The organism is Actinomadura gamaensis (genome assembly GCF_042652125.1).
In the GTDB taxonomy this organism is placed as follows: Bacteria; Actinomycetota; Actinomycetes; order Streptosporangiales; family Streptosporangiaceae; genus Spirillospora; species Spirillospora gamaensis.
This window is the reverse complement of the sequence record NZ_JBHSIT010000005.1, coordinates 613,357-634,177: the sequence shown is the minus strand read 5'-3', so window position 1 is coordinate 634,177 and position 20,821 is coordinate 613,357. Positions and strand designations below refer to the sequence as shown.

At 70.5% G+C, this 20,821-nt stretch carries 19 protein-coding genes and 3 pseudogenes; 11 read left to right on the top strand and 11 right to left on the bottom strand.

All coding sequences use genetic code 11. The features are described from left to right. Positions 1 to 162: 162 nt before the first annotated feature. On the bottom strand, positions 163 to 822 hold the full coding sequence (locus ACFPCY_RS20590) for an FMN-dependent NADH-azoreductase (RefSeq protein ID WP_378257447.1): 660 nt from the start codon (positions 820 to 822) through the stop codon (positions 163 to 165). A 240-nt stretch (positions 823 to 1,062) separates the two neighbouring features. On the opposite strand from ACFPCY_RS20590, the gene sigJ reads away from it, so the two are divergent. The 3 genes and pseudogenes from sigJ to ACFPCY_RS20575 form a co-directional block, all read left to right on the top strand. Further along, the gene (sigJ, locus tag ACFPCY_RS20585) at positions 1,063 to 1,992 is read left to right on the top strand and encodes an RNA polymerase sigma factor SigJ (protein ID WP_378257445.1); all 930 of its coding nucleotides are present in this window, start codon (positions 1,063 to 1,065) and stop codon (positions 1,990 to 1,992) included. 309 nt (positions 1,993 to 2,301) lie between these two features. Further along, the gene (locus ACFPCY_RS20580) at positions 2,302 to 3,567 is read left to right on the top strand and encodes an MFS transporter (RefSeq protein ID WP_378257443.1); all 1,266 of its coding nucleotides are present in this window, start codon (positions 2,302 to 2,304) and stop codon (positions 3,565 to 3,567) included. Next, positions 3,564 to 3,797: pseudogene (locus ACFPCY_RS20575) on the top strand (MerR family transcriptional regulator); the annotation flags it as partial. The gene ACFPCY_RS20580 and the pseudogene ACFPCY_RS20575, both read left to right, overlap by 4 nt. Before the next feature lie 237 nt (positions 3,798 to 4,034). On the opposite strand, the gene ACFPCY_RS20570 reads toward ACFPCY_RS20575, so the two are convergent. After that, on the bottom strand, positions 4,035 to 5,270 hold the full coding sequence (locus tag ACFPCY_RS20570; protein ID WP_378257442.1) for an FAD-dependent oxidoreductase: 1,236 nt from the start codon (positions 5,268 to 5,270) through the stop codon (positions 4,035 to 4,037). Between the two features lie 111 nt (positions 5,271 to 5,381). Between ACFPCY_RS20570 and ACFPCY_RS20565 the strand changes: the two genes are divergently transcribed. After that, positions 5,382 to 5,987, top strand: coding sequence for a TetR/AcrR family transcriptional regulator (locus ACFPCY_RS20565; protein WP_378257441.1), 606 nt, complete (start codon positions 5,382 to 5,384; stop codon positions 5,985 to 5,987). A gap of 250 nt (positions 5,988 to 6,237) precedes the next feature. On the opposite strand, the gene ACFPCY_RS20560 is transcribed toward ACFPCY_RS20565, so the two are convergent. Together ACFPCY_RS20560 and ACFPCY_RS20555 are read right to left on the bottom strand one after the other, a co-directional pair. Further along, positions 6,238 to 6,516: an MDR/zinc-dependent alcohol dehydrogenase-like family protein gene (locus ACFPCY_RS20560; protein WP_378257439.1), complete on the bottom strand. Its 279-nt coding sequence runs from the start codon at positions 6,514 to 6,516 to the stop codon at positions 6,238 to 6,240. An 86-nt stretch (positions 6,517 to 6,602) separates the two neighbouring features. Continuing rightward, positions 6,603 to 7,451 carry an MBL fold metallo-hydrolase gene (locus ACFPCY_RS20555; protein WP_378257437.1) on the bottom strand — a complete coding sequence of 283 codons (849 nt, stop codon included), beginning with the start codon at positions 7,449 to 7,451 and terminating at the stop codon, positions 6,603 to 6,605. Between the two features lie 76 nt (positions 7,452 to 7,527). Here ACFPCY_RS20555 and ACFPCY_RS20550 point away from each other — a divergent pair, with 76 nt between their 5' ends. Continuing rightward, a complete protein-coding gene (locus ACFPCY_RS20550; protein WP_378257435.1) occupies positions 7,528 to 7,878 on the top strand; it encodes a winged helix-turn-helix transcriptional regulator in 351 nt (116 codons plus the stop codon). A gap of 102 nt (positions 7,879 to 7,980) precedes the next feature. On the opposite strand, the gene ACFPCY_RS20545 is transcribed toward ACFPCY_RS20550, so the two are convergent. Further along, complete coding sequence (locus ACFPCY_RS20545) at positions 7,981 to 8,394, bottom strand: hypothetical protein (RefSeq protein WP_378257434.1); 414 nt, start codon at positions 8,392 to 8,394, stop codon at positions 7,981 to 7,983. 562 nt (positions 8,395 to 8,956) lie between these two features. Here ACFPCY_RS20545 and ACFPCY_RS20540 point away from each other — a divergent pair. From ACFPCY_RS20540 to ACFPCY_RS20525, 4 genes and pseudogenes are all read left to right on the top strand, one after another. After that, on the top strand, positions 8,957 to 12,019 hold the full coding sequence (locus ACFPCY_RS20540) for a DEAD/DEAH box helicase (protein ID WP_378257432.1): 3,063 nt from the start codon (positions 8,957 to 8,959) through the stop codon (positions 12,017 to 12,019). Further along, positions 12,016 to 12,738, top strand: coding sequence for an SWIM zinc finger family protein (locus tag ACFPCY_RS20535; RefSeq protein WP_378257430.1), 723 nt, complete (start codon positions 12,016 to 12,018; stop codon positions 12,736 to 12,738). The genes ACFPCY_RS20540 and ACFPCY_RS20535 overlap by 4 nt, the downstream gene beginning before the upstream one ends. 903 nt (positions 12,739 to 13,641) lie before the next feature. Continuing rightward, positions 13,642 to 14,337, top strand: a complete 696-nt coding sequence (locus ACFPCY_RS20530) for a hypothetical protein (RefSeq protein ID WP_378257428.1) — start codon at positions 13,642 to 13,644, stop codon at positions 14,335 to 14,337. Positions 14,338 to 14,453: 116 nt separating this feature from the next. Further along, positions 14,454 to 15,137 (top strand): annotated as a pseudogene (locus ACFPCY_RS20525) (DUF4240 domain-containing protein). A 28-nt stretch (positions 15,138 to 15,165) separates the two neighbouring features. Here ACFPCY_RS20525 and ACFPCY_RS20520 read toward each other — a convergent pair. Then, positions 15,166 to 15,390, bottom strand: a complete 225-nt coding sequence (locus tag ACFPCY_RS20520) for a DUF4259 domain-containing protein (RefSeq protein WP_378257529.1) — start codon at positions 15,388 to 15,390, stop codon at positions 15,166 to 15,168. A 784-nt stretch (positions 15,391 to 16,174) separates the two neighbouring features. Between ACFPCY_RS20520 and ACFPCY_RS20515 the strand changes: the two genes are divergently transcribed. After that, positions 16,175 to 16,858 (top strand): hypothetical protein, encoded by a 684-nt coding sequence (locus ACFPCY_RS20515; protein ID WP_378257426.1) that lies wholly within the window; start codon positions 16,175 to 16,177, stop codon positions 16,856 to 16,858. Positions 16,859 to 16,875: 17 nt separating this feature from the next. On the opposite strand, the gene ACFPCY_RS20510 is transcribed toward ACFPCY_RS20515, so the two are convergent. The 5 genes and pseudogenes from ACFPCY_RS20510 to ACFPCY_RS20485 form a co-directional block, all read right to left on the bottom strand. After that, positions 16,876 to 17,196: a hypothetical protein gene (locus ACFPCY_RS20510; RefSeq protein ID WP_378257424.1), complete on the bottom strand. Its 321-nt coding sequence runs from the start codon at positions 17,194 to 17,196 to the stop codon at positions 16,876 to 16,878. A 478-nt stretch (positions 17,197 to 17,674) separates the two neighbouring features. Beyond that, a pseudogene (locus ACFPCY_RS43125) lies at positions 17,675 to 18,154 on the bottom strand (hypothetical protein). Then, the gene (locus tag ACFPCY_RS20495; RefSeq protein ID WP_378257418.1) at positions 18,151 to 18,549 is read right to left on the bottom strand and encodes a TROVE domain-containing protein; all 399 of its coding nucleotides are present in this window, start codon (positions 18,547 to 18,549) and stop codon (positions 18,151 to 18,153) included. The pseudogene ACFPCY_RS43125 and the gene ACFPCY_RS20495 overlap by 4 nt, the downstream one beginning before the upstream one ends. A 525-nt stretch (positions 18,550 to 19,074) precedes the next feature. Beyond that, a complete protein-coding gene (locus ACFPCY_RS20490) occupies positions 19,075 to 19,929 on the bottom strand; it encodes a CPBP family intramembrane glutamic endopeptidase (protein WP_378257416.1) in 855 nt (284 codons plus the stop codon). Between the two features lie 16 nt (positions 19,930 to 19,945). Beyond that, positions 19,946 to 20,098: a hypothetical protein gene (locus ACFPCY_RS20485; protein WP_378257414.1), complete on the bottom strand. Its 153-nt coding sequence runs from the start codon at positions 20,096 to 20,098 to the stop codon at positions 19,946 to 19,948. A 444-nt stretch (positions 20,099 to 20,542) separates the two neighbouring features. Between ACFPCY_RS20485 and ACFPCY_RS20480 the strand changes: the two genes are divergently transcribed. Then, positions 20,543 to 20,812 (top strand): hypothetical protein, encoded by a 270-nt coding sequence (locus tag ACFPCY_RS20480; RefSeq protein WP_378257412.1) that lies wholly within the window; start codon positions 20,543 to 20,545, stop codon positions 20,810 to 20,812. Positions 20,813 to 20,821: the final 9 nt, after the last annotated feature.

Sequence of the window (20,821 nt, the reverse complement as noted above, 5' to 3'; positions counted from 1 at the left end):
TCCATCCGGCTGCTCAGACGCTGCGGACGCACCATCGCCGAACACGTCGGCACGCCCGCAGCACCGAGCCGTCCGCCCTCGGCCTCGGCGACTACCGAGGCCCGATCCACCTCTACGGCCCCGCCCCCTCCCGCTGACGCCGCGGATGACGGTGACCGAAGGTCACCCGGTGGTCGCCACGAGCCCGGTGGCGGCGGTGGCGAGCAGGTCGCGGGCGGCGGCGCGGGCCGCGGTCAGGGCGTCGGCGTGCAGTTCGGCGGCGAGGTCCCGCAGCTGCTCCATGCCGGGCGAGGCGGCGAGGGTGAGTTCGCGCTCGACGACGGTGAGGTCGGCCTGCCACACGTCGGCGAGGATGCGCCTGAGGTACGGGGTGGAGTGGTCCCAGCCCTCGCGCGGAGTGCCCGGGCCGTAGCCGCCGCCCCGGACGGTGGCGAGGACGGTCGGCTTGCCCTGGAGCACCGGACGGCCCAGCGGCGCCCCGGCGATGACCAGGTCGACCCAGGACTTGAAGTGCTGGGAGACGCCGAAGTTGTAGAGCGGCACGGCCAGCACCACGGCCTCGGCGTCCTCCAGCTCCGCGACGAGTGACCTGGCGAGCGTGAGGGCGTCGCGCTGGGCGGACGTCCGGTCGGGTTCGGGCGTCAGCGCGGCGGTGTGGGCCGACGCCCAGGCGTCCGCGGGCAGCGGATCGGTGCCCAGGTGGCGGCGCACGACCGGCGCGTCCGGATGGGCGGCGGTCCACGCCGCCTCGACGATGTCGGCGAGTTCGGCGCTGGCCGAGGTGGCGGGGCTGATGCTGGCGTCAAGCCGGAACAGGCTCACGGTGGCTCCCTGGGATGCTGCCGCGACGACGCGGCACGGGTGTGGACGGACGACCGCCGAGAGAGATCGCTCGATTTCGGCGGCGAGTCCCGGCGTGCCCCCGGCATGGACGGGCCGCCCGCCGGACTCGTGCAGTTCGACAACACACGTTCCGGAAATGTCAGGCGACGGCTCGGACCTGACGTTCCGCCTGGCTGTCTTGTCGGGCAGGGTGAAGTCGGATGTGACCGAGGGAGCTGCATGACGAACACACCATCCGGGCCGGCGCCGGACCGGAGCGACCCGAGCCTGGACGCGGTCATGAGCGAGCGGCGCCGGCTCATCAACCTCGCCTACCGCCTGCTGGGCTCGCTGGCCGAGGCGGAGGACGCCGTCCAGGAGACCTACGCCCGCTGGTACGCCATGTCCCGGGAGCAGCAGAACGCCATCGACTCTCCCGGCGCCTGGCTGACGACGGTCGCGGGCCGCGTCTGCCTCAACGTGCTCGGATCAGCGCGGGCGCGCCGCGAGACCTACGTGGGCGAATGGATCCCCGAGCCGCTTCCCGGGCGCGCCGACGGCGGCGCGGCCACCGATCCGGCCGACCGGGTCACCCTGGACGAATCGGTCAACCTGGCCTTCCTGGTCGTGCTCGAAGCGATGACCCCGGCCGAACGCGTCGCGTTCGTCCTGCACGACGTCTTCCGCTACCCCTTCGCCGAGGTGGCCGAGATCGTCGGCCGCACCCCGGCGGCCTGCCGCCAGCTCGCCTCCTCGGCCCGCCGCCGCATCCGGGCGGCGCAGCCCTCCACCACCTCACCGGCCCGGCACGCCCGCATCGTCCGGGACTTCAAGCAGGCCTGGGAGGCCAAGGACATCGACGCCCTGATCGGCCTGCTCGACCCCGACGCCACGGCCACCGGCGACGGAGGCGGCCTGGCGACCACCTTCCTCGAACCGATCCAGGGCGGCGAGCAGGTCGCGCGCGCCTGGATCGAGATCGCCGACCGCCGGCCCGGCGACATGACGTTCCTGGAACGCACCGTCAACGGCCGGCCGGGCGTCGTCGCCGAACAGGACGGCGCCGTCGTGACCGTGTTCGCCTTCCACGTCGTCGACGACCGGATCAGGCACATCTGGGTCGTCCGCAACCCCGACAAGCTCCGCCACTGGACGGTCGGCCGGGGCTGAGGAACGGTCCCGCCGCGTCCACGGCGTGTGACCGCTTCGCGGAACGCGACCGGCCTCTGACCTGCACGTGGGGGTCAGAGGCCCGTCGGTCTGGTGGAGGTGGTGTTCCTGCCGCCGCCCTGACAGTTCGCCATGGCGGTTCATTTGTCCGGCGGCGCGAAGGGCGCGGTATCGGCCGTGCTGCTGCTCCTCGCACTGGGTCGGAGGAGGTGCCGAGCTCGGCGCCGGCGGTCCGCATGGCCACGGAGTGGTCGGTGGGAGCTCGTCGACTTGACCTTCACGTCGGCGTGAAGGTCGAGGCTCGGCGGTATGGGAATCACGAATCACTCCCGCGCCCTGGCGGTCCTGACGCTGTGCGCGTTCACGTTCGGCACCGGGGAGATCATGATCGCCGGGCTGCTGCCCGAGATGGCCGAGTCGGTCGGTGTCTCTCTGTCCACGGCGGGACTGCTGGTGAGCGCGTTCGCCGCCACCGTGATGGTGGGCGGCCCGCTGCTCGTCCTGGCGACGGGGCGGTCGCGGCGCAGGCGGGTGCTCGTCGCGCTGATGCTGCTGTTCGTGGCGGGCAACGCGGTGGCCGCGCTCGCCCCCTCGTTCGCGCTGCTGGCGATGGGACGGATCGCGGCGGCGCTGGCGCACGCGGCGCTGATGCCGTTGTTCTTCGCGGTGGCCGCCGATGTCGCACCGCCGGAGCGGCAGGGCTCGGCGGTGGCGCGGGTGTCGCTGGGGTTCAGCCTGGCTCTGGTCGGAGGACTGCCGCTGGGTACCGCCCTCGGTCACTGGCTGGGCTGGCGGGCGACGTTCTGGGGGATGGCGGGGCTGGCGGCGGTGGCGCTCGTGCTGGTCGCGCCGGTCGTCCCCGACACGCCGGCGGCCGGGCCCGGCGGCCGGACGGCGGAACTGCGCGTGCTGGCCGACCGGCGGGTCCAGGCGGTGATCGCGGTGACGGTGTTGGGCGCGGCCGGGGCGTTCACCGCCTACACGTTCGTGACACCGCTGCTGACCGGTGTCGCCGGATTCGGCGCCACGACCGTGACCGTCCTGCTGCTGCTGTTCGGCGCCGGCGGGACCGTCGGCGGCCTGGCCGGAGGGCGCCTAGCCGACCGGTCGGTGACCGGCGCCATCCTCGCGGGCATGGCCGCGCTGGCGGTGTCGCTGCTGGGGCTCGGGCTGCTGGCCGGTGAGCGGGCCGGAGCGGTGGTGTTCCTGCTGTCGTTCGGCGCGGCGTACTACGCGGTGATCCCGGTGGTGAACACCCGCATGATCGAGGTGGCGTCCCGCGGTGCGCGAACGCTGGCGCTCACCGTCCAGAGCTCGGCGTTCAACATGGGCATCGCGTTCGGCGGCTGGCTCGGCGGGCGCGTCATCGATCCCGGCCCCGGCCTGCGCTGGACGCCGGTGGCGGGCGCGGTCGTCGCCGCGCTGGGCTGCGCGGTCGCCCTCGTGGAGCACCACCGGTCCGCGGCCGTCCCGCCCGCGGCCGTCCTGCCCGCCGCTGAACTGCCCGCCGCTGAACTGCCCGCCGCTGAACTGCCCGCCGCCGAACTGCCCGAGACGCAGGAGACGCTGGGATGACGAGCGCGCCGCACGGTGTTGACCTCACCGGCGAAAGGAGAGGTGACCACATGCGCATCGGGGAGCTGGCGCGCGTGACGGGCACGACGACGCGTGCGCTGCGCTACTACGAGGAACAGGGGTTGCTGCGTCCGCAACGGTCGGCGAACGGGTACCGCGAGTACGGCCGGGAGGCCGAGCGGGTGGTGGCCAACATCCGACTGCTGCTGGACTGCGGGCTGACCAGCGAGGATCTGCGGGCGATCGGGGCATGTCTCGGCGACGAGCTGTTCGGTGAGCACGTCTGCGCCGAGCCCGGCCCGAAGGCCGAGATCTTCGAGCAGCGGCTGGCGCTGCTGCGGCGGCGCATCGGCGAGCTGATCGCGGTGCACGACCGACTCGCCGCACGCCTGAACGACCTGAGCGATCTGAGCGACCTGAACGACCTGAGCGACCTGGGCGATCTGGGCGACCTGGGCGACTTGGGTTCAGTGCAGCCGGTTCGGGGACGGCTGGCTCGTGGCGGCGGCCGGGGAAGGCGGCGGGGTCCAGCCGACGAGTTGCCTGGCGAGGCCGCTGTCGGTGAACCGTCCAGCCGGCACGAGTCGCAGGAGGGCGTCGCGCACGGGTTGGCGCCAGCCGCCTCCGAGGTGTGAACCGAGGTTGGCCATGATGATCGCCTGACGGGCGACCTTCCGGCACCGGGGACGGCGCGCCAGGTCGAAGGCGGCCAGCGCGGGCGCGAGGGCCGCGCCCGCCGCGACCGGTTCCGCGATCAGCCGTCCCACGCAGGCCGCGTCCTCCAAAGCGCCGGCCACTCCCTGACCCACGGTGGGAAGGATGGCGTGGGCCGCGTCGCCGACGGTGACGACCCGCCCGGACACGTAGGTCGGCAGCCCTCCGGGAAGATGGTGGACGTCGTGGCGCATCAGGTCGTCCGCTCCGGTCGCCGCCAGGATGGCGGTGACCGTCGCGGGCCAGCCCGCGAACATCTCCCGGGCGGCGGCCAGCTCGTCATCGAAGACCGTGCGGGCGGGGGCGAGGAAGTACCCGTACCAGTAGACCTCGGTGGCGCTGATCCTCAGTGCGCCGAACTCCATGCCCGGTCCCCATACCGCGATGTACCGGTCGTCGACGATCTCGGTGTCCTCGATCACCGCGCGCCAGCTCGTCGCCCCCGCGTACTCGGCCCGGACGCCGGGGAACAGGCACGCTCTGGCGGTGCTGTGCACCCCGTCGGCGGCCACCACGAGATCGGACTCGATGGTCTGTTCGCCCTCCGCCGACGTCCAGGTGACCCGGGCGGGTGCTCCCCCCGCGGTGCCCGGGTCGACGGCGGTGACCCGGGCGCCGTTCACCAGGCGGACGCCGCCGGCCGTCTGGAGCAGCGCGGCGTGCAGGCGCTGCCGGTGCACGGCGCACAGCCACGTCGCCGGGCTCTCCTCGACCGGCACCTCGGGCAAACGCAGGACCCAGCGCCCCCGCCGGTTCTGTGACCCGGCCGTGCGGGTCAGGTGACCGGCCGCCCAGACCGCTTCGTCGGCTCCGAGGGCCGCCAGGGCGGCCATGCCGTTGCGGGTGATCGCCACGCCCGCGCCGACCTCGGTGAAGTCGGCGGCCCGTTCCAGGACGGTGACCCGCCACCCCGCCCGCAGCAGGGCGGTCGCGGACGCCAGCCCCGCGATCCCGCCGCCGATCACCGTCGCGGTCGACTGCTCGCTCATGGAAACTCCCCAGCTCGCTTGTCACTACTCTGATAGTACTATTATCGTAGTGACGAGACGCGCCCACCCCTCCGCGGGCCTCGACGGCCCGATTCTGGTAAGTCAGGACGGGTGACGCCTCCAGAGAACCTGCTCCGCCGACGAGCCCTCGCCGACGCGGCGATCGAGATCCTCGGCACACGCGGCATCCACCAGCTCAGCCACCGCGCCGTGGACGACATGGCGGGCGTCCCGGCCGGCACCGCGTCGAACTACTTCCGCAACCGGGACGGCCTGTTGCAGGCCGCCGCCCGGCGCGCCGTGGAGCTGCATCTCGAGGAGATGCGCCAGGAGGTGCAGGCGGGCGCGGGCGCGCCCCGGGCCGCGATCGGCCGGGAGGGGCTCGCCGACCTCATCGGTCAGTCCCTGTACCGCGCCGCGACGCTCCGGCGGACGCGCTTCCAGGCCGTCTTCGAACTCGCCCTGGAGGCCACGCGCTCTCCCGCGCTCGGCGACGCCCTGTACGGCCTCGCCGCCGCGGCGGTGGAGACGACCCTCGGCCACCACCGCGCCCTCGGCTTCGACACCGATCCCGAACAGGTGCAGGCCCTGATCACGCTCTACAGCGGCACCCTGTTCACCCTCGTGACCGGCCCTCCGCAGGCGGTCACTCCCGACATCGCACGCACCCTGGCCGGTTACATGGTCAACGGGGTCCTGGGCGGGGCGAACGTCTGATCAGCCGGCCGGGGGCATGGCCGAGTTCGTGGGCACGAGCGCTGCGGCGGCGGGCGCTGCTGGAGAGCAGCGAACCATGCCGCTACCGCTTCGGTGGTGAAGTGGGCTCAGATCCGGGATCGAGGAGCCCCCTGCCGAGAGGACGATCCTCGGTGACGCGTCTTTGCGCCTCGGCGGCCTGTTCCAGCGGATAGATCCCGTCGATCGCGGGCTTGGTGCTACGGGCCGCAAGGTGTTGCAGCAGGGTGCGTTAGGTGTCGGCGAGTTCCTGCTGGGTGAAGGCGGTGAACAGGAAGCCCTCCACCCGCGCGGTCTTCCAGATGAGGTCGGTGACGTCGATGGCGGCCTTCGTTCCGGCGGTGTAGCCGATGCCGATCAAGACTCCCCCGCGCCGAAGAGTGCCGAGTGCCGGGCCGGTGATGTCGCCGCGGACGGTGGAGATGACCTGGGAGGCGCCGAGGAGCGGAGCCACCTGGGCGGCGGCGTAGGCGACCGCCCTGACGCTGGCACGGGCGATTCGGATCACCACGCTGTCGGCGTCCGGTCACGGCTGTGGCAGCTCGTCGATCCGCAGGGCGTCTCGCTCGCCGAACTCGTGGAAGCGTACGGCGCGCATCAGGCCAGCCTCTGCGCGTTGAGCCAGACGGTGCCGGGGTTGAGCCGGTCCGGGTAGCGGTGCGTCATCTCGTCGAAGAAGGTCCGCGCCGTGGGCTTCTCGGCGAGCACCCGGCGGGCGGCGCGCAGGTATTCGGCGGTCTCGTCGAGGATGCGTGGAGTGTCGGTGCGGGTGACGTCCTTGTGGCCGGCGACCACGGCGGCCGGCCGCAGGCCCCGCACCGTGTCGATGGCGAGCAGCCAGGCGTCGATGCCGCCGTCGAGCCCGCCGTCGGCGAGATACTGGTGCACGTTGTTGTAGGCGACATCGCCGGCGACGACCAGGTCGAGCGCCGGCACGTGCAGCACCGTGGAGTCGTCGCAGTCGCTGTGCCCGACCTCGATCGCATGCAGGGGGTGCCCCTCCAGGGTGAGGCCCTCGGCCGGGAACATCTGGGCGGGTACCCGGATGTCGGGGAGCCGCCCGGGGAACAGGTCGTCCCAGAACGCCTTGCGCCGTCCGGTCGCCGAGTCGCGCATCAGCCGGACGGTGCCCTCGGTGGCATGGACGGTGACCCCGGGAAAGCGCTCGGCCAGCAGGGACGCGCCGAACCAGTGATCGCCGTGCCCGTGGGTGATGTAGATGTGCCTCAGCCGCTTGCCGGAGCGTTCAACCCAGTCTCCGACCCGGCGGGTCTGGTCGATCGTGAACGGCGGATCGACCAGGACCGCGTCGGTGGCGCCGGAGACGAGGGTCGTCGAAATCGGCGACCACTGCTGGCGCGCCCCGGTCGGCAGCGTGCCGGTAGTGGGAATGGGCTCGGACACGAACACCTCGTACGACAGCGCTGCCGCACTCGACTCGGGCATGGCCGCTCCTCACCGGATCACCTTGTATCATTAAGATGGAAGGTATCTTAAAGATAGAAGCCTCTGGGAGTGGTTCATGTCACATCGACAACTGGACCTCGAACACCTCCGGCCGTACTGCCCCTACTACGCCGCCGCGATGGACATGCTCGGCCGCCGCTGGGCCGCGACCGTGCTGCGTGCGCTGCTCGGCGGCGCCGTCCGGTTCAGCGACATCGCGGCGGCCGTCCCGGACATGACGCACAAGCTGCTGTCGCAGCGGTTGAAGGACCTTGAGGCCGACGGGCTCATCGAGCGCAGCGTGCACCCCACCACTCCGGTGCGGATCGACTACCGGCTGACCGAGAAGGGCGCCGCGCTCGGCCAGGTCCTGCTCGCCCTCAATCAGTGGGCGCTGGAATGGATCGAACTTCCGGGCGAGCCGTGACGCCCCCGGCATCAGTTTCATCCGCGCTCGGGGGCGCCGTTGGATCGCACGTCGGCGGGGTCCAGGAGATGGGTTCAGGAGATGGGATTCAGGAGGTGGGACTCAGGAGGTGGTGATGATGACGTAGTACAGGTAGACCGGTGAGGTGCCGTTGTTCTTGGCGCATGCGGTGTAGTCGCCGGGACCCTGCCAGTTCGCCGAGCCGGTGCCGGTCGAGGTCTTCCAGTAGGTGTAGGGGCCGGGGCTGGTGTTGATGACCAGGCCACTCTGGGCGATGAGCTTGAACTTCAAGCCCGGGGAGGCGCTCTGCTGCGAGGCCTCCAGGTAGGTGGTGGCGTGGGCGGCGGCGCAGGCTTCCTGGCCGGGAGCCAGCCAGGTGTTGGTGACGCTGTTGGCGTCGGCGTGGGCGGTACCCGCCACGCCCAGCAACGCCAGGGCGCTGCCGCCGGTCAGGGCGAGCCCGGCGGCGAGACGGCGGGCACGGCGGCCTTTGACGGTGGGGCTGATCGTGGTCATCGTGACTCTCCATGTCCCGGGGCCGCTTCCTCCGCGTCTGCGGGATCGCGGTCCCATCTGGTTGATGTCACGAAAGGTAGGAGCGGCAGCCATCCGGCTCCGAGACCACTTATCCGCCGATTCATGGCCAATCTGTGTTCAACGTGCGCGGTCGGGGAGCCGTCATGCCCGGTGCCGATTCCCCAAGTGCTCTGCGCGGGACCTCACGGCCGAGAGCAGGCGCGGGCAGCGTCCGCGGGGTGAGGGTTCGTGATCTCGGCTGCGGCATGCGGTCCATGGTGGGGGCGCATGCCGGCAGCGCGAGCATGGTGTTCCCGCTGGTAGTAGTACTACCAGCCGACCTCACTTGCGCTCGCTGATCGGGCACTGATTGTCGGCTGGCAGGGTGGCTGAGGACTCCCCCACGACATCGACGATCAGGTTGAGAATGTTCGCGTTGCATGCACTCTGGAGGGCGGATCGTCTTCTCGCTCTGTGGGCTGAAACCTCACGTCCGGTCCAGGGCAAGCAGCCTCCGCTCGCACACCCGTTCGCCTGCTCCGCGGAGCAGGTCGGGCAGTTCTTGAGCGGAGCCGGTCTCTCCCTCGAATGGCTGGTGGGCGCCAAGGCCCGGGAGGGGACGACCGATCTGGTGCTTCCCTCCCATGCCGGAGCGCCCTTCCGTTCTCCGGAACTCACCGGCCCGTACGGCGAGGACCTTCCCCGGGCGTACCCGCCCGGCGCGGTGGCACGCTCCCCATGGCGCGTTCCGGCTCTGCTCTTCGAGCCCTCGGACGCCGCCCAGCTCCTCGGCGAGTTGCACGCGCCGCGTCGCCCCTATCTGGCCACCGAGTCGGTGACGGCCGACGAGCTCGACATCCCGTACGGGGCCTCGTTGCGCTGGCTCACCAACGCCCACGACCTCGCCTGGAGGCTCGTCGGTCAAGGGCAGATCCTTCCCACGCTCGTCACCGGGGACGACGGAGGCCATTACGCCAGGTGGCGGCCGGCGCCCGATGCCGTCCGCCGGCAGGAGATCGCCGACCTGGCCGCCACCACCCCGCCCGTCTGCCTCGCGGAGCCGACCGGCCGACGGCCCGCCCGCCACGCCGCCGAGCTGACCGCGGACCTGCTGGAGGCGCTCGTGGACTGCGAGGCCAGAGCCGTCCTCCGAGACCGCCCCGCGCTGCTGGGCGGAGGCCGACCGGCCGGAACGGCGGCGGAGCGCTGGCTCAAGGCGCTGGCTTCCGAGGACGGACGCATCGGCCCGTCCGGCCCGTCCGGACCATCCGACGCAGCCGACGCGCCCGAGCCGTCCGACGCGGCCGACCCGTTCAACGCAGCTGACGCGGCCGAGATGCGGGCGCTTCAGGCCAGTCTGGCGGCCTGGCACATGTCCGACACCCCGGAGGACGAACGGCTGCGCCTCGGCTTCCGGCTGGCCGAGCCGCTCGGCGAGGGCCCCGATCACGATGATCGCTGGTCCCTGGAACCGCTCGTGCGGGCGGCCGACGAGCCGTCCCTGCTGGTCACCGCCGCCGAGCTGTGGTCGCGGGGCCCGGCGCTGGCCGCTCTCCAGCGGAAAGTGGACGAGCCGCAGAAGCTGTTCCTCGCCCTCCTCGAACGCGCCTGCGAGATCCGTCCCGAGCTGAGGCGGCTGCTGCCGTCCCCGCGACCGTCCGCGATCATCCTGGACCGCGCCGAGACCCTCACCTTCCTGACCGAGACCGCTCCGGTCCTGAGCGCGGCGGGCTACGAGGTGTACCTGCCCGCATGGTGGCAGCGGCCCGCGGGGGTCGGCCTGGCACTGACCACCCGAGCGGCCCGTCCCGACGTCGTGAAGGGCCAGAGCCTGATCGGCAAGAAGTCGATCGTGAACTTCGAGTGGCGGGTGGCGATCGGCGAGCTCGCGTTGGACGAGCGGGAGCTCGCCGACCTCGTGGCGGCCAAGAAGCCGCTGATCCGGTTGCGCGGCCGATGGGTGCGGGTCGATCCGGCCCGGCTCGCCGCCGCGGCGGACTTCGTGGCACGTGAGGGGCGGGGGACGATGCCCGCCAGAAGCGTCGTCCGGACCGCGCTGGACCCCGACGCCAGGGCGGGCGGCCTTCCGGTGACGCAGGTGCTCGCCGACGGACGCCTCGGCGACCTGCTGACCGGCGGGAAGGAGCTGGACGCGGTCGCGTTGCCGGACTGGTTCGGCACCACGCTCCGGCCCTACCAGGAGCGGGGCGTCGCCTGGCTGAGCCTGCTGTCCCAGCTCGGTCTGGGAGCCGTCCTCGCCGACGACATGGGGCTCGGCAAGGGCGTCCAGGTGCTGGGGCTGGTCGCGGCCGAACACCGGCCGGAGGACGGGCCGACACTGGTGATCTGCCCGCTGTCGCTGGTGGACAACTGGCGCCGCGAGATCGAGAGGTTCACGCCGACGCTGCGGGTGCATGTGCATCATGGCGTCGACCGGTTCTCGGGGGACGCCCTGCGAGAGGCCGCCACCACCGCCGACATCGTGATCACGACCTACGCGGTCGTCCGGCTGGACGCCGAGGCGATGCGCCGGATCTCCTGGCGGCGGATCGTCGCCGACGAGGCCCAGCACATCAAGAACCGCAACAGCTCGCAGGCCAGAGCCGTTCGGGCGCTGCCCGCCGCGCAACGCATCGCGCTGACCGGAACGCCCGTGGAGAACCGCCTGTCAGAGCTGCATTCCATTCTCGACTTCGCCAATCCCGGTCTCTTCGGATCGAGCGCGCGCTTCAAGGAGCATTACTCCCTCCCGATCGAGCAGACCGGCAGCCAGCGCGCGGCGGCCACCCTGCGCCGCCATACCCGGCCGTTGATCCTGCGGCGGCTCAAGACCGATCCCGCCATCATCCAGGACCTTCCCCAGAAGAGGGAGACGACGCTCGCCTGCGGTCTCACCGCCGAACAGGCGACCCTCTATCGCGGAGTGGTGGCCGACATGCTCGACGCCGCCCGGCGGAGCGACGGCACCGAACGGCGGGGCATCGTGCTGGCCAGCCTGAGCAAGCTCAAGCAGATCTGCAACCATCCGGCACAATTCCTGAAAGAAGGCTTCGGTGACGGGTTCGCCCGCAGGTCTGGCAAGGTCGCTCGACTCGAAGAACTCCTGGAGGCGACACTCACGAAGGGAGACAAGACGCTCTGCTTCACCCAGTTCGCGGAATTCGGGTTCCTCTTGAAAGCGCATCTCAGCGAGCGATTCGGCAGCGAAGTGCTTTTCCTGCACGGCGGACTCGCTCGGCGCGCGCGTGAGCGGATGGTCGCCCGGTTCCAGGACCCGGACGGTCCGCGGATCTTCGTCCTTTCCCTCAAGGCCGGGGGCACCGGCCTCAACCTGACCGCCGCCAACCAGGTCGTCCATCTCGATAGGTGGTGGAATCCGGCGGTCGAGGAGCAGGCCACCGACCGGGCCTTCCGGATCGGCCAGCGCCGGGACGTCCAGGTCTGCAAGCTCGTCTGCGCGGGCACCGTGGAGGAACGCATCGAGACGATGATCGAGACCAAACGCGCGCTCGCCGAAACGGCCGTCGGCACCGGGGAGGACTGGCTGGCCGACCTGAGCCTCGACGCCCTGCACGAACTGGTGGCGCTGCCGGCCGACGCCGGACGCGACCGGGTGACCGCATGACACCGGTTCCCTGGTCGAAACGGCTCCTCGACCGGCTCGACTCCTTCGGCATGACGGTCCGGGCGAGTTCCGCCCACGCCCATTCGGTGTCCGATCTGACCGTCACGCCGGGTTCGGTCAACGCCCAGGTGCGGGGTTCGCGGCGACGGCCTTACGACGTGTGGATCGATCTTCCGGTGTTCAGCGGCACCGAATGGACCCGGGTCGAGAACGCCCTCGCCGCCGCTCCCGACCTGGCCCTGCAGATCCTCGGCGGCGAACTCGCCTTCGACATCGACGCCCTGTTCGCCTCCCTCGGCCTCTCGCTGCTCCCCTCACGCGCCGGCGACCTGACCCTGGACTGCCCCTGTCCGGGACGCAGCCGGTTGTGCGCCCACGTCACCGCGGTCTTGCACAGCCTCGCGCACACCGTCGACGACGACCCGTTCGTCCTGCTGACCTGGCGAGGACGCACCCGCACCCGGCTGCGCGAGCGACTGCGGCACCTCCGCATCGCCGATTCCGACCCCGGCGCGACAGGGCAGCCTCGGGACGATCTCCCGCCGGAGAGCCTCCCCGACAGCTTCTGGCGCGAGGCCGGCACACCCCGCCCGAGCACGCCCCACACCCCACCCGCCGTCCCGGCCCTGTACCGGCTCGACCGCCCGGCCATCAGCGTCCACGGCCGCAACCTCACCAACCTCCTCGAACCCGCATACGAAGCCTTCTACACCTGGTGACACCACCGACCAGCACACCCGGGACCCACCCGCCACCCCCTGGCCTGCACCCGTCGCCTACCTCCCCACGCAAGCGGACCTGGCTGGCTACCGAGCTGCCGCACGGCGATCTGCACCGGCAGCGCTTGGAAGCACATCTGCTCTAGGGAGTGCCCCGCGTCCCCCGCCGGACGAAACCACGACCGAACCCCTGACACGTTTGGGCGTGGTTCCTGCTAAAGGAACCGGCTGATCACGCATTCCTGGTCGAGACGGCGCCTCCAGTAAGAGGAAATGGCCGCCTGCGACCACGTCGCCCCCGGCTTTGTCCAAGCGAAGACGGCCCAGGTCGACTCGCAGTAGGTGAACGCACGGTAACTGGAAGCCTCGAAGGCCCTGCTTTTGGGGAGGGACGGCCTCTGGCGGCCGGTGCGGGGCCGGGCTGAGCGTGGAGGGTATGGACGAGTCTTCCGGTGGCAGCAGAACGGGGACGCTGACGGGGCTGGGCCGGCGGGTGGAGGGATTGCTCGCGGACTGTGCGGCGGCCGAGTCGGTGTGGGCGCGGCAGATCGAAGGCGTGGACGAGCAGAACCGGGCCAGTGCGCTGAATCTGGCGCATTACACCGTCAGTGCCTCAACCTCGCGATCTCAACGGTCCTCGTGTCGGCGGTCCTCGTGTCGGCGGCCCTCGGTTGAACGGGCGCAGCACCGACCAGTCCCGCACCGACCGGCACGACATCGACCGGCACCCGTGCTCCACAAACCGGAGACTCCACCACCCCGGCACGCGTGAACAACCCACACCAGCCGGCGAAGGCCCACGCCCCACCACCCCAACGGCACCCCACCCTGCAACTCCGCCCGCCCAGCAGGCCCGCCTCCACCCGCACCACCGCCCCCGGTCCCGAGCGAGCGGATCAGCCCATGCCACCAGCCAGCACCCACCCACCCGCAGGCACCCTGATCGCCGTCGAACCCGACCTCCGCACCACCGCCGCGGAAAGCCCGGCTCCGCACCACCCACCGCACTTCAACCGGGACCCGCACGAACACCAGCGACTCATCCATGACCACACCGAAACCGTCCTGCACGCCGCGTTCGTCCTCACCGGCCTGCCGTGGGACACCTCCCGCCCCCTGCCCCGCCCCACCGGACTCCTCATCCACTGCCCCGCCACCCTCGACAACGCTGAGATCCTCGATACCTTCACCGGCCACATGGCGGCCCTCCTGCAACGACGCAACCGCCTTTTCGTCGACCGTCTCCGCCTCCGCGCCGCCGTCCACGCACTCCAATCACCCACCCCAGGGGCCAGCTCCCCTTCTCTGGAGCAGGCGGCTCAACTGCTGCACCGGCTGATATCGGCCGATGACCTTCAACGCCAGATGACCGACAACCCCGACGCCGACCTGGGCATCGTCGTCACGAACACCGTCGCTGAACACGCCACACGACCCGGCCACTACCGCCCGCTGAACCTCACCGGCACCCCGGCAGAGACGGCCGCCCGCCCCGCAGGCTCACTACGGCTGACCCGCCACACCGGACCCGAGCCGGTGCCCCACGACTTCCTGGCCCACACGATCGACACCCGCGAACCCCCAGACACCCAGGCGTGACTGGCAGCAAGACCATGAAGCCATCACCGGGAACCAGCCGTACGACCTCCAGCGACCCCGCATAGCACCGTGCTACTGCCGATCGTGACAGGACGGCAAAGCGATACCTTTCCGCCGTGACACTCGACGATTTCTGGACGCTCATTCACCGGTCCGCGGCCGAGAGCGACGGCAAAGACCAGCGCACGGAATGGCTCGCCGCTCACCTCGCCAGCCGTCCAGTCTCAGAGATCATCGAGTTCGAGCTGCACCTCACCACCCAGCGCAAGCGAGTCGACACCTGGCACATGTGGGGCGCTGCCTGGAACATCTTGCAAGGCCGGTGCTCCGACGACAGCTTCTAATACTTCCAGCCCTGGCTCGTCAGCCTGGGCCGCGACACTTTCGACCGCGTCGCCGCGCACCCCGACGCCCTCGCCGACACCCACGAAGTCCGCCGTCTCGCCGGACGCCACATGTCACGGTGGACCGACGAGGAGTGGCCTGCATGGGAAAGCATGAACTATATCGCGCTCGACGCCTACGACCGCGCCACGGGAGAAGAGGAAGGGCTCGAAGAAGCCTTTGAGGCACGAGGCCTCTCCCGCATCTGCCACGCCTCCCCGGAAGACGAACGCTGGGACTACAAGGACCTCGAACAGCGCCGAGCGCGACTCCCTCGCCTCACAAATCTGTTGGGCGAGCGCCCCCCACGGCCTGCCAGACCACGCGCTGATTCCACCAACGCACCGCCGAATCGCCGAACCGCCGAGTGCAGCTTGGCCTGGACCATGCGCACCCGCCGCAACCACAGGATCTGAGAGCCGACGCCGGCACCGGCCGAATGGCCTACAGCGAAGCCTCCGAAAGAACCTTCCTCAACCGGCCGCACTGCTCACGCCAGCCGTCGTCACCGGCATCCGCCCACAACTCCGCCGACTCCGAGGCTTCTCCCATCGCCCGGTCGAGCGCCCGGACCGCCAACGATCGCAGGTCGGCGGGCAGCGGCGGGATCGCCTGCTTGGGACCGTAGGGCGAGGCGACCGGTGAACCACCGGCGCAATGCGCGGCCACAAGCGCCGCTCTCGACGGCGGCGTCACCCGAGGCCCTGCTCACTCGTGTGGTTCGTCGGAGTCGCTGCAGTCCAGGCGACCTGAGCACCGGGCCGCCGATAGAGCGATGATGACCAGGGGCGCTGCCGCAGAGCTCAGCCTCCGATAGCCGGCGCCCAGGGCGATGGGTCGTTCCGCCGATGGCGCCCTCGGAGGAGGTGGCGATGTCGAAGGCACCGAAGCTTCGTCAGAGCATGCATACAAATCACCGTCGAACAACATGACCGCGGCATTGCTCTGAAGCACACGAATATCAGATGCCCCGATGGGCTCAACCCCGCCGACAAGATGATCAAAATTTGAGCTCGTTAAGTGACCTTCGGGGCCGGGTGATCGTTGCATGACCGGGCAAACCGAGTGGAAGACCTCGACCTGTTCGGATCACCGGACACCTTCAGATGTCCGAACCTGGCGCTGGCCGAACAGACGTCCGGCACGGGTCCCACAAGCCCCCAGGGGCGTTGACGCCCAAGCCCGATACGCTCCAAGGTGACTTCACCTTCCGAGCCGCCCCTGACGGGCTGGGACCGCCACCGAAACGTCCTGCTGATCCACCCGGTCAACGTGCCGGGCCCAGCGAACGAGACTCGATGCATGTTCTGGAACAAGCGTGAAAGTTGTAACACTTTGAATCCAGAGTCGATCGAGAAGTGATCTGAAAGACGCCCTCGGACACGGGGCGGACCCGCTGCCCAAAGGGCCTTTCGTCCCTGGCACCACACTCCCAACCGTCTATGATTCAAACATGGACGGAATTAATGAACTCGGCGGCGAGCACCCTTCAGAGCCGCATGGTCTGAATCATGACCAAGGGCGAGTCTCGAACGATCTCTGGGAAACGATCCAGCGTGGCGCGGGCAGAGAAGTGAGGCCGACGGTAAGATCAGAGTTCGACTCGCGTCTCTGGGGACCGGTCGTCAAACGCTCGCGAGAAGCCGACGATTTCCTGAGCAAGGTGCAGGAAGTCGGACAGGGAGGAGAAGCCGCATTCCATGATGCCCGTCTGGCCCTCCAGGACTTCCAGGCCCCGGACGACCCCCGTATCCAGGTAGTCGCTCAAGGTATAGGCCGTGCCTCCGAGGTGTTCAAGGCGATGGTTTCTCGCGGCCCCGGACAGTCCCCTCAGTACATGATCATCATCTTTGCTGAAATGGACGTGGTCGAACAGGAGGCGGCGCGCGCGGCGAAAGATGAGACCGATGAGATCTGGAGGAACAGGTGGGAGAAGTTCACGGCCGAGGCGGGGACAATCCGCAAATGGGTTAACCTGCTGTCCGCGCGACTGGTGACACCAGCCCAGGTGAAGGTCACCGGAGAGATCGGCGGTAACTGGGTCGTCCTCGCCAAGGCGAGCGTCGAGTTGACGTATACAGCAGAGTCGACCAAACACGACCCGACAGGAACCCAGCCGAACGTCACCAAGACCTGAAGAAATGAGTACCGCAGTCACCGCTCTCCGCTGAGCAGCTCCATCGCCAACCGGGTCGCTTCGACGATACCGAGCTCCGCGGCATGCTCGGCGAGGTGCACACGGGCCTGCGGGTTCACGGGCTGCAACGCGGCGAGGATCAGGCCGGAGACGTCCACGCCGAGGATGCAGCCGTCGTCGTCCCGCGCCAGGGAGTGAGGGGTCAGCTCGGCGCGGAAGAACGGCTCGACCAGAGCACCCGCCCGCAGTTCCGCACCGCCTCCACTGCGGAGACTCGGGCGCAGGCAGCGGCGGTCGCCGCGGTCACGGCCTGTGGCGGCACGCTTGTAATGATCCATAACCCTGGTCGAAACAGGACAGGCCGCCTCGGAGTAGGCCGCGCACTCGGGGTGGAGACACGGTTCCACGGTCCGGCCGAGGACGAGGTCCTGAGGGCGGACGTACAAATGACGGGACCTCCGAAGGTAGACGAACAGATGCCCTTACAGCCCGCAACCGCCCCGGAGCCAGAGGAGGGACGACGGGTTCAGCGGATGCGGCTGATGCGCTCGGCCACACTGAGCTCGGCCACACGAGGAGTTCCCCGGTCGGCTCAGTCGGCCTCCAGTGCCTTGCTTCACCGCGGCGAAGACGACGACGGCTCCCATACGGCCGAGTGGGGGCGTGCAGGTCGTACTCTCCGCGTTCCTCCGGTCGTCGTCGGAGGGGCGGAACGGTCCCTTGCCGGGCCTTCCCGCCCCTCCGACGGAATCCCCCCACGGAATCACGCTCACCCCCCACCGGCCCCCCACCCGGCAGGCGTCCCGCCCGGCGGGGTCAGGCCCGCAGGTACTCGTTCACGATCAACGGCAGCGACGCGTCCATCCCCGCGATGTTCAACACCCCCGGGTCCCTCGGGTCGCCGATGGTCGTCCCCGACGGCGACAGCGTCGCCACGACGACCCGCGCCGCCGGGTTCCGCCCCCGCCGGTACGCTTCGAGCGCCTGCACCGGATGCTGCCGGCCCGCCCACGTCTCGTTGTCGGTGAGGATCAGGAACCCGTCGACGTCGACCTGCTCCTCCAGGGTTTACTGGAACGGCAGGGCCAGGTCCGTGCCACCGCCCGACGGCCGCCACGACGCGACGTCGCTGAGACTGGTCCGCCGCCGGATCCGCGACGGCTGGACCTGGGTGTCGACGTCGATGACGTGACAGTTGCCCTGTTCGATCCGGCTCACGGTCATCGCCATCCCGCACGCGACCTGATAGGAGGATCCGAGCTTCGATCCCCCGGCATGCACCGACTCCCATGTCATCGAGGACGAGGAGTCCACGGCGATGAGAAGCCTCCGCCCGACGGCACCACGTTCCCGAACAACAGGTCGTACGCCCCGTCCAACGCGTCGGCGATCTCCGGGACCGGCGTCCACCTCCGGACGTCCGCCCGGGGATGCGGCTGCGCCTGCCCGGACTGGTAGACCCGCCCCGCCGGGTACAGGTCCATGGGCTGGATCCGCGCCGCGGCCAGCGCATCCTGATCGGTGAGCCGCTTCACGGCCCGCCGCGTCGCGCCCTCCAGCGGCTTCAAGGTTCTGATCTGCGTCATCCGCGCCAGGTTCCGGATCAGCGCGGTCAGCCCGACCGTCTCGACCAGCGCCTCCCACACCTTCGCATCGCCCAGGACGCGGTTCGGGAGGTACTCCCGCGGCACCCCAGGCCCCACAAGACCCTCACCGCCTCGGCGGGGGTCTGGACGGACTTCGCCGTCAGGTACGTGTCGATCGGGACGGACCGGGCACGCGCCTCGTCGTCCGACACGGTCCCCGCCAGCCACCCCAGCAGCGCCTGCCGCACCGCGCTGTCCGGGCCGGGTGCGCGATCCGGAGAATGTCCCGCAGGTCCACGACCTCACCGTCCGGGGCACGCCGCTGCCGGGCCTTGCACGCCCGGTGCGTCGCCACCGACACCGGAGGATCGAGGAACCACGACGCGAACATCTTCCGCGCCGCGCTCCCCACCCGCGGCGAGGTCCCGCTCCCCCGCGGCGACGGCTTCCCGCCGAGCTGCTTGAAGTAGCCGAAGAACGTGGTGAGGTGGTCGGGGTCCGCACCACCTCCGGGGACACCTTCCGGACGGCCCACCGGGCCTCCGGGCCGCCGTGTTTGGCGCTCTTCTCGGATCCGTCGGCTATCGCCCGGGGGGCGAATTCGTCGAGAGGACGGATGGTCGCAGATCGTCACGCAACTCCCCGTTCCCTGTCGGGCCGGTGCCAGAGCCGCCACCCGAGCACGATGGCGGCTTGCACCATGACCACGGTGGTCACCGCCGCGGCGACCGAACCGCGCGCCGCGACCGTCGCCGACCCGAGGTTGTAGGACGCGTGCCAACACGCCACCGCCAGCACACTGCCGGTGCGTTCGACAATCCATCCCAGCACCACCGCCCCCGCGAACATCCCCACCAGGAAACCGGTCAGCGTGCCCGGCCCGAACCCCTCGAAGGACTCCAGCACCCAGAACAGCGGCAGATGCCACCCCGCCCAGACCAGCGTGACGACCGCGACCGCGGGCACGAACCCCATCCGCGTCCGCAGCCGGAGCTGCAGGAACCCGCGCCACCCGGTCTCCTCCCCGAGCCCGTTCACCACCACCAGCAGCACCACCAGCACCGCCAGTCCCCAGAAACCGCCGACATCGGGGAAGCCGTTCACCCCGCCCAGGTCCACCGCCGTCGGCCAACGCCCCGTCGCCGCCCCCTTGGCCACCAGCACCACCACCGCCACCAGCACCGGGCTCACCGCCACGCCCCACCAGACCAGCCCGATCCGCCAACGCAGCATCCGGTGGACCAGTTCGACCAGCCCGATCCGCCCGGTGGTGAACGCGGTGACCAGCAGCGCCGCCAGTGCGGGGGCCATCAGCCCGGGCAACTGTGTCGGCGTGGCGCCATGGGTGACCGTTTCACCGCCGAGTGCGAGCGGGATCCACCACATCCAGCCCAGCCCGTAGGCGAGCACCACGAACACCACCACCGGCCGCCACCCCGACGGCACCCGCCGCACGTCCGCATCCGACTCGCGGGCCTCGGTCACGACGCTCAGCGCCCCTTCAGCGGCCGGTGACCAGCGCGCCCGAGCGGTCCAGCACCAACGCCCCCATCGCCTCCAGCACCCCGCGAGAACACCGGAAATGATGTCCGCACAGCAGCAGATCAACGCACCGCACCGACGGTCCCGGCGTGGTCACCACCACCACGACCATCGGCGCAGCCGGACAGCAGCAACTCTCGCCCCGCCGCAAGGCCAGCACCCACTCACGCGGCCCTGCCCCAGCCCCGTCGCGCGCCCCCGCATCGGGCACAACGGCCGGCCGGCTCGTCGCAAAGAACCTGGAACCCATGGCCGCAGCTTCACCCGCCCGCGATCACCCGGCCACGGCCGAACGCCCCCAGCGGCAGGGCCGATAGTCCCGCAACCCAGGGGGCCCGCAGAACCCGGCGCCGACACGGAACGCGCGGTGCTGTGACCCGACTCACCGCCCAAGGCCGAGGAAGCCGTGGTAGCCGCAAGCCTGTCGTCCACCGTCAGCTCGCAGATCCCGGCTCGGAGGCTGATGACCACGACGCCCAGAGGGCTTGCCGAGGCCACTGGAGGTCATGGTCGTTCGCTGGTCCGAGCGGCCCGGCGGATTCGGTACGCCTTGGTCTTGCACCGGCGGCCGCAGTACACCGCGTCGGCGTGGCTGTCGGTCCCGGACGCGCCGACCGGGGCGGGACACCTCGAGCGCGGGCCGCGCGCCCTCGGCGACGTCCAGGAGCGTCCGGCGCGGCGGGTGGCGGAGCAGCTCGCGCTGGACCTGGGCCTGGGCCTGGGCCTGGGCCTGGGCCTGGGCCTGGGGCTGGGCCTGGAGGTGCGGGACGACCGTCCGGACCGCGCTCGCGACGGCGGCGGGTGGGCGGTCGATCCGCTGTTCTGAGCGGGCCGC